This is a genomic window from Rhizobium cauense (genome assembly GCF_019511525.1).
GTDB lineage: Bacteria > Pseudomonadota > Alphaproteobacteria > Rhizobiales > Rhizobiaceae > Rhizobium > Rhizobium cauense.
The window spans coordinates 34,586-48,720 of sequence record NZ_JAEUAT010000009.1 but is presented as its reverse complement, the minus strand read 5'-3'; the positions used below and the strand labels follow the sequence as shown (position 1 = coordinate 48,720).

Genomic DNA, 14,135 nt, shown 5'->3' with positions numbered 1-14,135 from the left:
TATTGTGATTGACATTGATCTTTTTCGGTGAAAATCTGAGTGAAATCAGAATTCAGAAAAGGGGACACGCGTTGAACCAGAGCGGCGGCGTCAAGACTGATCGGCAGGATCTCATCCGCAGTCATCTCTATGCCAATGGCTTCTCCACGATCCAGGACATCGCAGATGCCGTCGGCGCATCGCTTGCTACCGTCCGACGCGATCTCCAACTGCTGCAAGACGCAGGCGCAATCGATCGCGTTCATGGGGGCGCCCGCATTGCCGAGGGTTCTTCGGTGGAGCTTGCCTTTCAGGAGCGCGAGAAGCGTCAGTTGGCCGCCAAGCGCGCCATTGCGAACGCCGCCTATGAACGCCTCTCTCCGCGGACGGCGATCTTCCTGGATGCCGGCACGACAGTGCTTCAGCTTGCCAAGTTGATCCGCATCAATCCCATGCCCCTTCGCATCTTCACGAACGGCCTGATCGTGGCGCAGGAGTTCATGAACGTCCCGAACCTCGATGTCGTCCTTCTCGGGGGGCAGCTGCGCAGCGAAAACGCATCGCTCGTTGGCCCCCAGGCAGAAGCCATGCTGGAGACCATCTGGCTCGACCAGCTGTTTCTCGGCGCAAGTGCTGTGAGCGGCGACGGCGCGATCTACAGCGTGGACAGCGCCGAAGCCAGCCTCAACAAGAAAATGCTCACGCGTTCCAACAATCGGTTCGTCCTGGCGGATTCTTCGAAGTTCGGCACGACGGCCACTTACAAGGTTGCTCCCTTGAACAGCGCGAAGCTGATCACCGACGACGGTCTCTCGAAAGAATGGAGCGCGCAGCTCACCGAACTTGGTGTCGAGACCATTATTGCTGATCGGGGAGCAAAGTCTTGAGCGACGATCTGATACTCGGCATCGATGGCGGCGGGACCAAGGTGATGGTGGCGCTTGCCGATCGCAGTGGACACATCCTTCGCACCGGTCTTGGCGGCGGTGTGAATGCCATGGACAATCCAGGCTGGCGGACCGAACTTGAGACGCATCTCGCGCCGTTTTGCGGCGAGGAGCGACTAGCCGCAGTCGCGGCCGCGTTGCCCGTCTACGGGGAGGTCGCCCGTCTTTCCCGCCTTCTCGAAGAGACCATAGATCAGTCCTTCCCGAAAGCACGGACACGCGTTCTCAACGATGTCGATGCTGCGCACCTCGGCGCGCTTGCCGGCAGGTCCGGTATTCTCGTCCTCTCCGGAACCGGATCCATGGCCTGGGCGCGCAGTGCAGAAGGTGAGCCAGCACGGACTGGCGGCTGGGGCGACGTCATCGGCGATGAAGGCAGCAGCTACTGGATCGGCCGACTGGCGCTCAATCTGGTCAGCCAAAGCCTTGATGGGCGCCTGCCGCCGACGGTACTGGCAAAGGCAGTTTTTGATCACCTACAACTCGACGCGACAAATCCTATGGACAGCCTGGGCGCCTGGGCGACAACGGATGCGAAGCGGTCGAGCATCGCCGCCTTGTCCGCCGTGGTCGATCGCGCAGCGCAAAGCGGCGACGCCGCGGCCGTCGGCTTGATCGACCTGGCCGCGGACGAACTCGCCAAGCACCACCGCGCGATTGCCGGTCACTGCGGGCCGGTGTCCGACTGGACCTTTGCCGGTGGCACATTCCGGAGCACCATCCTCCTAAATGCGCTGGAGAAACGCATCGGTCGCCCCCCGGTTGCTCCGAAGTTACCACCGATTGGCGGAGCGCTCTTTGCTGCCGCCCAACTTCTCGACTGGCCCATAGACGAAAGCTGGATCGGGCACGTCGCCGCGTCGGCAACAGCGGCGTTTGCGCAATAAAGTCACGTAAAGCCTTGATAACAAAGAAGGATGGGAACATGCGTAAAACAATTCTATCACTGCTCGCTTCAGCCGCCCTGGCTGTTGCGCTTCCGGCCGTCGCGCAAGACAAACCACTCGCCGGTGAATCGATCACCGTACTGATGCCGTCGCCGCAGGGTGCCGATATAGCCGCTGCATTCGAGGCCGAAACCGGTATCCATGTCGACCTGCAGACGCTGTCCTGGGACGACATCCGCCCGAAGCTGGTGACGGCACTGGTTGCCGGCACTCCACCGGCCGACGTGACCGAATTCGACTGGTCCTGGACCGGTCAGTTCGCAGCAGCCGACTGGTACATGCCGCTGAACGACGTGATCGATGCCGACAGCGTAAAGGACATCGGCGTGGCCAAGATCTTCACGGTCGACGGAAAGCTGCTTGGCGTTCCCTATTCAAACGACTTCCGCGTAATGCTCATCAACAAGAAGCACTTCGCAGATGCCGGCATCATGGAGACCCCGAAGACCCTCGATCAGCTGGTGGCGGCTGCCAAGCAGATTAAGGAAAAGGGCATCGCCACCTATCCGATCGGCTTGCCGGTCTCGGCGACCGAGGGCGCTTCCACGAGCTGGTACCTGCTGACCAAGGCCTTCGGCGGCGAACTCTTCGACAAGGACTTCAATCCGCTTTTCACGAAGCCGGATTCCGCAGGCTACAAGGCGCTCGCCTTCGAACTGATGCTTCTGAAGGAAGGTCTGGTCGATCCGGCCTCCACCGGCCTCAAGGATAGCCAGATCAACGAAGGAATGTTCTCCCAGGGCTTGACCAGCATCATGATCTCGGGCGAACCCGGTCGTCTCGGTCAGATGAACGATCCGAAGCAGTCTAAAGTAGCCGGCCAGGTGGAGGCGATCCTGGTTCCGACAGAGAGCGGCGAGACGCGCAGCTTCGGCCTGCCGGAGGCGCTTGCGATCCCGAACGTGTCGCCCAACAAGGAAGCAGCCGTTGCGTTCGTCAAATGGTTCACGAGCCGCGAGTTCCAGAAAAAGAACATGGCCAACGGCTTCCTGCCGACCCGCACCTCGGCATTGGCCGAACTCAACTCGGAAGGAAAACTGAACAGCGGCGATGCGCTCGTCGCGCAGTCGAAGACAGTTGAAGCGTTGTTCCCACAGGGAACGCCTCCCTGGTATCCGCAATTCTCCAGCGGCGTGAACACAGCAATCAACAGCGCCGCCAAGGGCCAGATGACTGTTGACCAGGCTGTCGAAAGCATTGCCTATGCCGCCAAGCAGGCAATGGCGCAATGAGCGCAGTGGCCTTCAAGGAGACTTCAGCGAAGAAGGGTGTCGGCTTCAATGCCGACACCACACTCGGCGTCGTGTTGGTCTCTCCAATCCTTATCACCATGGCAGCGCTCGTCTTCTATCCGATGGCGCGAACGCTCTGGGACAGTCTCCATCGGGTCAATCCGATGCAGGCGGGCACGCCTTTCGTCGGGCTCGAAAACTACACGCGCATGCTGTCCGACGGACAGCTTGGCACGACGTGGGTCAATACACTCACCTACGTCGTCCTTGCTGTGCTTGCGGAAACGATCTTCGGCGTGCTGGCAGCGTCCTTAATCAACCAGTTGAAGGTCGGCCGGCAGTGGGTTCTTGCGGCGGTCATCCTGCCCTGGGCGCTTCCGGGTGTCGTCAACTCGGTGATCTGGTTGTGGATCTATCAGCCTGGCGCCGGCCTCCTGAATGGCATTCTTACTTCGCTCGGGCTTCCCTTCGACAACCACGTCTGGTTCAACGACCGGACCAGCGCCATCATCGCTGTCACCGTGGTGCATGTGTGGCGCATGATGCCGCTGACGATCGTCATTGTTCTCGCGGCGATGCAGAGCATCCCCTCGCATCTTTATGAAGCAGCGCGCATCGATGGCGCGACGCGTCCGCAGATGTTCGCACTGGTCACCCTTCCGCTTGTTCGCAGCGCCATCGCGGTTGCCATGACCAACGCAACGGTGAACGCTTTCAACCTCTTCGATGAAGCCTGGGTTCTTGCCGGGTCCAGTCTCGAGACGCGACCGATCCTCGTGCAGATCTATCTGGAGACCTTCCAGAACCTGCGCTTTTCCTACGGCATGGCGCTCTCGGTCGTCATCACCTTCGTCTCGCTTCTCGTTTCGCTCATTTACGTCCTTCGAGTCTATCGCAACACACGGTTCGACTGATGAAACCCTCGCTTCTCTATCGCCTGATGATATGGATCGGCGTCGCCGTGTTGTTAATCTGGTCGCTCGGCCCGATCTACTGGACCGTCGCAAGCTCCGTGACGCCGACGGACGACTTCTCCGTCAGGCCGATTCACTTCTTCCCGCAGCATTTTACCCTCGATCACTATTCGCGCCTGCTCGGCATAAATGTCGACCGCATCGGCGGCGTGGAAGTCTGGCGGCAGTTTCGCGCGGCGCTGCTGAACAGCGTCATCACGTCGGCGGCAGCGACGCTGCTTTGTGTGGCTATTTCCGCACTCGGCGCCTATGCCTTCACCCGCATCCGCTTTCCCGGCCGCAATGCGCTCTTCGGCCTTGTCGTCGCGACGCTTGCGATCCCCGCCTACGCCGTACTGATCCCGCTCTACCAGATCATGATCAAGATCCATCTCGTCGACACTTATGTCGGCGTCGCACTGATCTATGTCTCGGCTTACCTGCCACTTTCGCTCTGGCTGTTGCGCAGTGTCTTTGAGGCTTTGCCGCTGGCGCTTGAAGAAGCCGCGCAGCTCGATGGCGCGGGACGTCTCTACATCTTCTTCAACATCGTGCTGCCGCTTGCAGGCCCCGGTCTGACCGCCGCGGCAATCCTGACCTTCCTCGGTGCATGGGGACAATATCTCGTGCCGCTGATCTTCTCGCCACAGGCAACCAAGCCATTGACTGTTCTCATTCCCGAGTTCGTCACGAAAAACTTCATCGACTACGGGCTGATCACGGCCAGCGGCTCCATCGCGATCGTCATCCCCGCCCTCGTCGTCATTTTCCTCAACCGATATCTCGTCAGCGGTTTGCTGGCCGGCTCGGTCAAGTAATCGGAGTCACCATGAACACGACCGAAAAAGTCATCCGCGAACAGTTCCCTTTCTGGGAAAAGGCGCTGGGCTCGAACGCGCCAACCCGGCGCGACGATGTCCTCGTCTACGTCGGCTGCGGCACATCCTACTATCTCGCCATGTCGCTTGCGGCCTATGCGAACAATGCTGGGCGCCGGGCGATCGCCGTACCGGGCGCCGAATGGTTGAACCGCCCATCGTTCTTCTGGCCCGACTGGAAGAACACGCACGTCGTGGCGATCTCGCGTAGCGGGGAAACGACCGAGACCGTAGCCGCTGCCAGAAAGAGCCGCGAGAACGGCGCGTTCGTCACCGCCCTGACCGTCGAGGCAGAGAGCTCGCTTGCCAACTGCAGCGATGACGTCGTTGCCTCGCCGACCCACGGTGAAGAAGGCATCGTCATGTCGGTCTCGGCCAGTCTCATGCTGTTGCTCGGTCTGCAGATGATCGGCCAGACGATCCCGGATAAGGCCGTCGCTTCCGCAAGGAGGCTTGCCGAAGCCCTCGATACTTCGCTCACCAAGCGGTTTCTCGATCGCAGCCACTTCGTCTTTCTCGGCGGCGGCCCGCTCTTCGGCATTGCGTCGGAAGGCGCGTTGAAACTGATGGAGATGAGCCAGACCCTGACGCAGCCGTTCCACCCGCTTGAGTATCGCCATGGCCCGATCAGCCTCGTCGATGAAAAGACCGCGGCTGTCATGCTTTACAGCGCCGATCAGAAGGACGCCGAAGCCAAGCTCGTCGAAGAACTGCGGGAAAAGGGCGCCATCGTCATCGGTTTCGGTGGCCCTGGCGATATCGAGTTGCTTGTTGATGCCGATCTCTCGCTTGCAGCACTTATCGTTCTCCCGGCTCTTCAGCTCCTCGGCGAGCGTGTCGCACAATCGAGAAAAATCGACACGGTATCGCCGCGCCACCTGACCAAAGTCGTGACGCTGGCATGAGGGAGGCCGTGGATCAAAACCGCCGGAGCGCCTTTTCCAAGCTTTTTGGCACGCGCCGGGAAACCTTGCCGCGTGGCATCACGTCGGTCTGCTCTGCCCATCCGCTTGTGATAGAAGCCGCCTTGCGGCGGGCGGCCAAGGAAAGCAACGTGGTCCTGATCGAGGCGACCTGCAACCAGGTCAACCCCGAAGGCGGATATACCGGCATGACGCCGGCTGCTTTCCGACGGTTCATCGAACGGATCGCCACAGAGGTGGCCTTCCCACTGGAGTCCATCATCTTCGGTGGCGATCACCTCGGCCCCAATCCCTGGAAAAGGCTGGGAGCGGACGAAGCGATGAGGCGAGCCGAGACAATGGTTGCGGCTTATGTCGAAGCGGGCTTCAAGAAGCTGCATCTCGACACATCGATGGGATGCGCGGGAGAACCGGTTGCCCTTGACGACGAGCTGACCGCCGAAAGGGCAGCACGCCTGGCGAAGGTTGCGGAAGACACTGCACACCGCATCGGGCAGCACCCGCCGGTCTATATCATCGGCACGGAGGTCCCTCCGCCGGGCGGAGCGACACACGCAATCGAGGAACTCGAGGTGACCGATCCCGGTGCAGCGGCGAAAACGCTGAAGATCCATGCATCGGCTTTCGAAAGGGCCGGCGTCGCCTCGGCCATGGACCGCGTGATCGCTATCGTCGTCCAGCCGGGAGTCGAGTTTGGGAATACGAATGTCGTCCTCTACAAGCCGGATCGCGCGCAAGGACTGGCCTCCACCCTGTCCCGGATGCCGGGACTTCTCTTCGAGGCTCACTCGACGGACTACCAGACCGTCCGCGAGCTTTCGGCTCTTGTCGATGACGGCTTCGCGATCCTGAAGGTCGGCCCCGGTCTGACCTTCGCATTGCGCGAGGCACTGTACGGGCTCGACGCTATCAGGTCCGCACTCGATGGTGGATCGGAAAGCCTTCAAGCCGAGATGGAGGCGATCATGCTGACCCAGCCACAGCATTGGGCCGGCCACTATACGGGGTCGGCCGACGAGTTACGTCTGCAGCGCCACTTCAGCTACAGCGACCGAATTCGCTACTATTGGCCGGACAAGCAGGCGGCTAGCGCAGTGGATAAATTGATTTCAGGACTTCCCGATCCGATCCCGGAAACGCTTATCAGCCAGTATCTGGCACGCGTCTATCCTGATGTCGTTACCGGACGCGTGGCTTCGCGGGCTCGCGATCTTTGCCTCGCGGCGATCGACGCGGCGCTGGCCCCCTATTCCGCGGCAACCTCGGTCCGCAGGTAAGTTTCGAAAGCGCCCGACAATTCCAGGCGACCTTGCATCAAAGAATTACAGCCGGAGAAAATTATGGCGTCAGTCAGCGTCGCGAATGCCCGCAAAAGCTATGGTCATCTTGAAATCCTCCATGGAGTGAATATCGACATTAAGGACGGTGAGTTCGTCATTCTCGTCGGCCCCTCGGGCTGCGGCAAATCCACCCTGCTGCGGATGATCGCGGGCCTGGAAGAGATTTCCGACGGGCGGATTTCGATCGGCGGCCGGGTCGTCAATAATATTGCACCGAAAGAGCGCGATATCGCGATGGTGTTCCAGTCCTACGCCCTTTATCCGCATCTGACGGTCGAGGCCAACATGGGCTTCTCGCTAAAGCTGGCAAAAGCACCGAAGGAAGAGATCAAGGGGCGCGTGCGCGAAGCGGCGCAGATCCTGGGGCTTGAACATCTTCTTGACCGTCATCCCCGCAATCTGTCCGGCGGCCAGCGTCAACGCGTCGCCATGGGCCGCGCGATCGTTCGCCAGCCGCAGGTCTTCCTCTTCGACGAGCCGCTGTCCAACCTGGATGCCAAGCTTCGTGTGCAGATGCGATCGGAGATCAAGCAGTTGCACCAGCGCCTCAAGACAACGACCATCTATGTCACCCACGACCAGATCGAGGCGATGACGATGGCGGACCGGATCGTCGTCATGCGCGACGGCCATGTCGAACAGATCGGATCGCCGCTAGACCTCTACGACCGGCCGGCTAACCTTTTCGTCGCCGGCTTCATTGGCTCGCCGGGCATGAATTTCATCAAGGGCAAGGTCACCTCCGAGGGACCGGTCGAGTTCGTGGCGGAAGGAGGCGCGCGCCTGCCGATCCCCGCCGGCCTGTCGCTCGATAGAGGACAGGAGGTAGTGTATGGCATCCGCCCGGAACACCTGATCATCAACCAGGACGGCGCCACAGCGAACGTCACGCTGATCGAGCCGACCGGAGCGGAGACCCAGATAACGGCCACGCTAGGATCGGCACAGATCGTTGCAACGGTGCGCGATCGTCTCTCACTTCAATCGGGCGACGCGATTTCGATTACGCCTGATAGGGCAAAGGTACATCTGTTCGATGCAGTCACGGAGAAATCACTGAGCAAATGCTGATCCTGGATTGATCATGCGGCGCGCGCAAAAAATAATGAATCCTGCAAGGCAGTGCAACTCTGATATACAGAGCTATATCACTGCACTTTTTTATACATAAACATATATCAGTTTAGGCGACTCAGCATACCGCCGACCCCCTGTCATCCAAAGTCTCGATCCGCCGACGCGCGAAGACGCCGATGTCGATCACCTTTTTCTGCAGGTCTTCGTTGATCAGTCCACAGTGAGCGACAAGCAGGGTTGCGGGAACATCATGACAGCGGGACCGAGTATCAACATTCTTGATAATAGTTGATAAAGGACCTATCTTATCTCCATCACATTGGATGGAGGACCGCATGATCAGTGCCGATCTGGGAAAACAACTCGAAAGCTACATCCAGCAACTCGTCGATACGGGTCGCTATGGTTCGAAAAGCGAAGTTCTCCGTGAAGGTGTGCGACTGGTCCAGGATCGCGAGACCCGCCTCACCGCTCTGGATGCTTCTATCATGCGTGGCATTGCCGATGCGGACGCCGGCCGAACGAAACCGGCGAGCGATGTCTTCGACCGTCTCGAGGCCAAATATCGTGCGATGGCTGACAAGGCCGAAAAATCAGCATGATCCTTGAGTTCTCCGGCGAGGCTGAAAGCGACCTTGAGCAGATCGCCGATTACATCGCTGAGCATAATCCACTGCGCGCGATGTTGTTAATTCGGGAGCTGCGGATAAAGTGTGAGGAACTGGTTGATAGTTCGAACGGCTTCGCCCTCGTCCCCCGATACGAGCACCATGGTATTCGTCGTCGGGTTCACGGCAACTGTCTAATCTTCTACCGCGTAGAAACCGGAAAGGTGGTCATCATTCATATCTTACATGGCGCCACCGACTATGGGGCCATCCTATTCGACGAATGAATCGAATATATCGATCTTGGGGCTATCTCGTGCACTAAAGCAAAGCTGAAGCGGCTACTCTATGCGCCTCTACGTCATCGTGCGACTCAGCCATCCGCAACCGTTTTTTTCATTTGATGCGAAACGAACCGGCGCCTCCGCTATTGCGCAAGGGGCTGTTAAATCATCCGACCCCCGCCTCTGTGGTTGACCTGCGACCGAAGTCTGCCGGAATGCCTATAAAACCCACGCATGACGCGATTAGCGAGAAGATGTGCTGGGCGCCACCTGGCAGAAATGCGCCTAATCGGATCTGTCTGGTCAGCGAATTCTCCTTCGGTCCCGATGACAATGACCCCCCACTTTGCAGGCGGACGCCAGCTTCAAGCGGGGCATCCAGCAACGACGAGAGACCGCCACCTTTTATGTCTACCGCGCAGCGAACCGGACGCACGCTCGAAATATGGCTGGCGTTCCGTTTCGCTCGCTCTCAGTGAATGTCGGAGCCGCAGCAGGTCCTTTCGGCCTAGTGGCCGCCGGATATGTGTCGCGCAACGCAGACCCGAACGACAAGCGCCGCCAGACGCTGGCCCTGACCGCAAAGGCCGAAACCGTGCTCAAGCGGCTGACCGCCATTCACCTCACCGAAATCCGCGAACTGGCGCCACGGCTGATCGGCATCCTGCATGGTCTGCAGGACGGGTTGGCGGTCGGGGACGACCCTTGGTCGGACCACGCGTGAGCTAGCTGGAGACTCCTCCCCCTTAAAGGGAATCGAACTGGCGCCCAATTCCTTGAAAACCGTGACACAAAGTAATACCTTCGATAAATCTTTCCTTACATGGGGTTCGACCATGGCGACGACAGTTACAGCCAAGGGGCAAATTACAATTCCCAAACCGGTGCGCGATCTCTTGGGTATCGTGCCTGGAAGCAAAATAGACTTCCGACGCAATCCAGATGGAAGCGTTGTCCTCGTCCATGCTGCGAAAAGGCAGCCACCTAGCCGTTTCGCGAAACTACGAGGGCATGCCGGGAAGGGCCTCGACACCGACGCGATCATGGCGCTTACGCGTGGCGAGCCGTGATACTCGTAGACACGAATGTACTTCTCGACGTCGTTACCGATGATCCAACTTGGGCCGATTGGTCGATAGCGCAGCTTGAAGCTGCGAGCCTCGGAGGAGCGCTCTGGATTAACGACATCGTCTACGCCGAACTCGCCGTCCCCTACGATCGGATCGAAGACGTAGACGGCTTCCTTGATCGAGCCGGGTTGGAACTGGCACCGGTACCGAGGGAAGCCCTCTTTCTGGCAAGCAAGGTTTCCACACGATATCGCAAAGCAGGGGGAACGCGGACAGGGGTACTCCCTGATTTCTTCATCGGTGCGCACGCGGCGGTCAGCGGATATCCGCTACTCACACGCGATATCGGCCGATATCGCACCTATTTCCCAACATTGACGCTGATTGCGCCGAACTTGCCGACCTGACCGTCTTAAACCTCATGACGGTCCATTCTGTTGCGTCGGCCGATACCCCACTGTCTGGCGGCCTCGCGATCGCTGTCAAGAATCGTAGAAATCTTAAAACTGATCCCTCATCCAGGCTCAGGCGCCTCGTAAAAATATCGCCCGCGTTGAGCGGATGTGAACCGGCAACACCTAGGTCAAACGCCTCTAGGAAGGGACTTCGGGCGCGTTCGGGAAGTGATGGCCCGCTGCCCTGTCCTTGAACGAAATGATCCGACTGCCGCCGATCGATGCCGATAGCATCAGTGGCAGCGCTCGAGATATAGGCGTCAACCGCCGCACCTTTCCCAGCAATCGTTTGGACCGAACGGCTTACTGTCTCCCATTTTCTCCCGCGAGGCGGGCTCGCAATCACGTACGAGGCTTCAGGTTTTCAGGGTCGTAGATCGGCTTGTAGCCGACGCTGATGACTTCAACCGGATAGGTCTCGGCGAAATACTCGACATTCAGCTTGCGGCCGACCTGGCAGTATTCCTGCGGGAGGTAGGCGAGCGCGATGTTCTTGCCGACCGTCGGGCCGTAGGCGACCGAGGTCGTGTAGGAGATGCGGCCGAGGCTGTCGACCAAGGTCTTGCCGGTTTCCGGGTCCATGACCGGCATGGAGCCGACGGGGTAGCGCTTGACGCCCTTGCGGTCGGTGTTCTCGGTCATGACAAGCGTGCAGAGCATTGCCGGCTGGTGTTCGCGGGCCTTGTACTCCAAGTGCTTGGCCTTGCCGCGGAAATCGGCTTCCTTGACCTTCGGGCGGGCGAGGTCGGCTTCCAGCAGATTGTACTGGGTGAGCAGATCGCCGTTCTGCAAGCGTAGAGACTTTTCCATGCGGCGCGAGTTGGCGTAGGTCTCGACGCCGAAGGCCATGACGCCGGTAGCGCGTAGCGCGTCCCAGACGGCGAGACCATCCTCGTACTTCATGTGCAGTTCCCAGCCCTGCTCACCGACATAGGAGATGCGGAAGGCGGTGACCGTCTTGCCCGCGATCTCGATCGGCTTGATGGCGGCGAAGGCGAAGTTCTCGGGGTCGAGCGCTGCCGGATCGGCCACCACCTTCTTCAGCGTGTCGCGGGCGTTCGGGCCCCAGATGCCTATCGTGATGAACTTTTCCGAGACGTCGGTGATAGTGACGTCGAGGCCGCGGTCCTCGGCCACGCGCTTCATGTAGTGGAAGTCGCGCGGACCGGCATCGGCGCCGTTGATCAGGCGGCAGCGGTCGGCCATGCGGATGACGGTGAAGTCGGCGCGCACCATGCCTTCGTCGTCGAGGAAGTGGGTGTAGATGCCCTTGCCGATGTTGGCGTCACCGCCGATCTTGGCAGCGCAGAGCCATTCCAGGAGCTCGACATGGTCGGGGCCTTCGAGGTCGACCATGTGGAAGTGGCTGAGGTTGACGATGCCGCAATCCTCGCTCATCGCCAGATGCTCGGCGTTGGAGACGCGCCAGAAGTGCCGGTTGTCCCACTCGTTTTCGCGGACAGGAACGCGGTCGGCGTATTTCTCCAGCAGGTGCTCGTTGGCCTTGTAGCCATGGGCGCGTTCCCAGCCGCCCAGTTCCATGAAGTAGCCGCCGAGTTCCTTTTCGCGCTCGTAGAAGGGCGAGCGCTTGGCGTTGCGACCGGAGGCGTAGGGTTCGCGGGTGTGAACGGCGGGGAAGTAGATCTTCTGCGCGGCCTCGTAGCAGCGGCCGGCGATGAAGTCCTCGGTCAGCTGGTGCGGGTAGAAGCGGGCATAGTCGATCGAGTTGTGGTCGATCTCGGTGCGGCCGTCGGTCATCCAGTCGGCGATCAGCTTGCCGTAGCCGGGACCATCCTTGACCCAGATGGCGACGCAGTACCAGAGGCCGCGCACCTTCTGGCTCTCGCCGCAGGACGGGCCGCCGGCGGCGGAGACCTGCAGCAGGCCGTTGAAGGAGTGGCCTTCGTTGTAGCCGAGTTCGCCGAGGATCGGCGTCAGTTCCATCGCCCTTTCGAGGGGCTCGAGGATCTGTTCCATCTCGAGGTCGCGCTGCGAGGGCGAGAGGCGCGCCTCGTGCTTTTCCAAGAGTTCGCGCGGGTGGCACATCCGCGGATTGGTGGTCTCGTAGTAGCCCCACTCGATCTGGCCGCCTTCGGTGGTCTTCGGGTCGCCGGTGTCGCGCATATAGGCGGAGTTGCCCTGGTCGCGCAGCAGCGGGAAGCCGATTTCCTTGCCCGTGCCTTCGAACTCGTTATAGGGGCCAAAGAAGGTGAGCGGGTGATCGACCGGCATGACCGGCAGGTCCTCGCCGACCATTTCGGCGATCAGGCGGCCCCAGAGGCCGGCGCAGACGATGACGTGATCGGCCATGATGGTGCCACGATGGGTGACGACGCCCTTGATGCGGCCGCCCTCTGTTATCAGCGACTGTGCGGGCGTGTTGCCGAACATCTGGAGCTTGCCGGATTTCTCGGCGGCATCGACCAGCTTGCCGGCAACGGTCTGCGAGCGCGGAATGACGAGGCCGGCGTCAGGATCAAACATGCCGCCCTGGACCTGATCTTCCTCGATCAGCGGGAACATTTCCTTGATCTCAGATGGCGAGACGTAGCGGGCGTTGGTGCCGAAGGCCTTGGCGGAGGTGAGCTTACGCTTGATCTCTTCCATCCAGGCGTCGTCGCCCGTGCGGGCGACCTCGAGGCCACCGATGCGGGAGTAGTGGCCCATCTTCTCGTAGAAATCGATCGAATACTGGGTCGTCCAGACCGACAGGTAGTCGTGTGACGTGGTGTAACAGAAGTCCGAGGCGTGGGCGGTCGAGCCGATATCGGTAGGGATACCCGACTTGTCGATGCCGACGATGTCGTCCCATCCGCGCTCGATCAGGTGATGGGCGATCGATGCGCCGACGATGCCGCCGAGCCCGATAATGACGACTTTTGCCTTGCTTGGAAATTCCGCCACGTGCCGGTTCCTTGTTGGTTATTCAATGAATGTGCCACACCACATCCATTTTCAATTCTCGATCATACCTCTTCGCATAAAGCCCACAGTGTTGGGCAGCTCAAGATCGTCATCGGCCCCCTCCCCCGCGACATCGGCCCAATCGCGCCGGCATGGATTGAATTTTGATCAAGCTCGACCTCGCCGATCGCCTTGGCTCCCCGGTGACTGTTGATTCGGCCGTTCCGACGTCACTCTCCCTCAAGCTTCGCAGCGGGAATTCAGAGCGACCACAAGACGGGCTGATATGGTCTCCCGAAAGGCAAGATGGCATTCCACCGAGAGGCCGAAGGCCACCCGCGAGAGACGACGCTCTCGAACGGAGTCGGACCGCCGATCCTGTCGTCGGTATTTCGATAAGTATAAGATTTCTATTCGTCATATGAACTCGGCCTCCTCGGAATGGCCGTGGCCGCTTGCTGCCCGTACGGTGCTGGCCGAAAAACTGAATAAGCCGTCGTTCGGCTAAAGTGAAAGGTTTCGGGCAAGTGAAACGGGC

The 14,135-nt window shown here is 59.9% G+C and carries 14 protein-coding genes and 1 pseudogene; 14 read left to right on the top strand and 1 reads right to left on the bottom strand.

Translation table 11 applies throughout. The annotated features are described in order from the left end of the window. The first annotated feature begins 71 nt into the window (after positions 1–71). The 14 genes and pseudogenes from JNB88_RS17955 (at position 72) to JNB88_RS17890 (ending at position 10,645) form a co-directional block, all read left to right on the top strand. Positions 72–866: a DeoR/GlpR family DNA-binding transcription regulator gene (locus JNB88_RS17955; RefSeq protein WP_220356619.1), complete on the top strand. Its 795-nt coding sequence runs from the start codon at positions 72–74 to the stop codon at positions 864–866. Further along, positions 863–1,813 (top strand): N-acetylglucosamine kinase, encoded by a 951-nt coding sequence (locus tag JNB88_RS17950; protein WP_220356618.1) that lies wholly within the window; start codon positions 863–865, stop codon positions 1,811–1,813. The genes JNB88_RS17955 and JNB88_RS17950 overlap by 4 nt, the downstream gene beginning before the upstream one ends. 38 nt (positions 1,814–1,851) lie before the next feature. Further along, positions 1,852–3,105 (top strand): ABC transporter substrate-binding protein, encoded by a 1,254-nt coding sequence (locus JNB88_RS17945; protein WP_220356617.1) that lies wholly within the window; start codon positions 1,852–1,854, stop codon positions 3,103–3,105. Then, positions 3,102–4,019, top strand: a complete 918-nt coding sequence (locus JNB88_RS17940; RefSeq protein ID WP_220356616.1) for a carbohydrate ABC transporter permease — start codon at positions 3,102–3,104, stop codon at positions 4,017–4,019. Before JNB88_RS17945 ends, JNB88_RS17940 begins: the two co-directional genes overlap by 4 nt. Next, entirely contained in the window at positions 4,019–4,876 is an 858-nt protein-coding gene (locus tag JNB88_RS17935; RefSeq protein ID WP_220356615.1) for a carbohydrate ABC transporter permease, read from the top strand. Before JNB88_RS17940 ends, JNB88_RS17935 begins: the two co-directional genes overlap by 1 nt. Before the next feature lie 11 nt (positions 4,877–4,887). Then, the gene (locus JNB88_RS17930) at positions 4,888–5,841 is read left to right on the top strand and encodes an SIS domain-containing protein (protein ID WP_220356614.1); all 954 of its coding nucleotides are present in this window, start codon (positions 4,888–4,890) and stop codon (positions 5,839–5,841) included. Continuing rightward, entirely contained in the window at positions 5,838–7,136 is a 1,299-nt protein-coding gene (locus JNB88_RS17925) for a D-tagatose-bisphosphate aldolase, class II, non-catalytic subunit (RefSeq protein WP_220356613.1), read from the top strand. The genes JNB88_RS17930 and JNB88_RS17925 overlap by 4 nt, the downstream gene beginning before the upstream one ends. 63 nt (positions 7,137–7,199) lie before the next feature. After that, positions 7,200–8,270, top strand: coding sequence for an ABC transporter ATP-binding protein (locus tag JNB88_RS17920; protein WP_220356612.1), 1,071 nt, complete (start codon positions 7,200–7,202; stop codon positions 8,268–8,270). A 131-nt stretch (positions 8,271–8,401) separates the two neighbouring features. Beyond that, positions 8,402–8,529, top strand: a pseudogene (locus tag JNB88_RS17915) (4-oxalomesaconate tautomerase); the annotation flags it as partial. A gap of 82 nt (positions 8,530–8,611) precedes the next feature. Continuing rightward, a complete protein-coding gene (locus JNB88_RS17910; protein WP_220356611.1) occupies positions 8,612–8,878 on the top strand; it encodes a type II toxin-antitoxin system ParD family antitoxin in 267 nt (88 codons plus the stop codon). Next, positions 8,875–9,171, top strand: a complete 297-nt coding sequence (locus JNB88_RS17905) for a type II toxin-antitoxin system RelE/ParE family toxin (RefSeq protein WP_220356610.1) — start codon at positions 8,875–8,877, stop codon at positions 9,169–9,171. The genes JNB88_RS17910 and JNB88_RS17905 overlap by 4 nt, the downstream gene beginning before the upstream one ends. Positions 9,172–9,613: 442 nt before the next feature. Continuing rightward, entirely contained in the window at positions 9,614–9,892 is a 279-nt protein-coding gene (locus JNB88_RS17900; protein WP_420832194.1) for a hypothetical protein, read from the top strand. Positions 9,893–10,004: 112 nt separating this feature from the next. Beyond that, positions 10,005–10,238 carry an AbrB/MazE/SpoVT family DNA-binding domain-containing protein gene (locus JNB88_RS17895; RefSeq protein ID WP_220356609.1) on the top strand — a complete coding sequence of 78 codons (234 nt, stop codon included), beginning with the start codon at positions 10,005–10,007 and terminating at the stop codon, positions 10,236–10,238. Continuing rightward, positions 10,235–10,645, top strand: a complete 411-nt coding sequence (locus JNB88_RS17890; RefSeq protein ID WP_220356608.1) for a type II toxin-antitoxin system VapC family toxin — start codon at positions 10,235–10,237, stop codon at positions 10,643–10,645. Before JNB88_RS17895 ends, JNB88_RS17890 begins: the two co-directional genes overlap by 4 nt. A gap of 390 nt (positions 10,646–11,035) precedes the next feature. On the opposite strand, the gene JNB88_RS17885 is transcribed toward JNB88_RS17890, so the two are convergent. Then, positions 11,036–13,597, bottom strand: a complete 2,562-nt coding sequence (locus JNB88_RS17885) for a GcvT family protein (RefSeq protein ID WP_220356607.1) — start codon at positions 13,595–13,597, stop codon at positions 11,036–11,038. Positions 13,598–14,135: the final 538 nt, after the last annotated feature.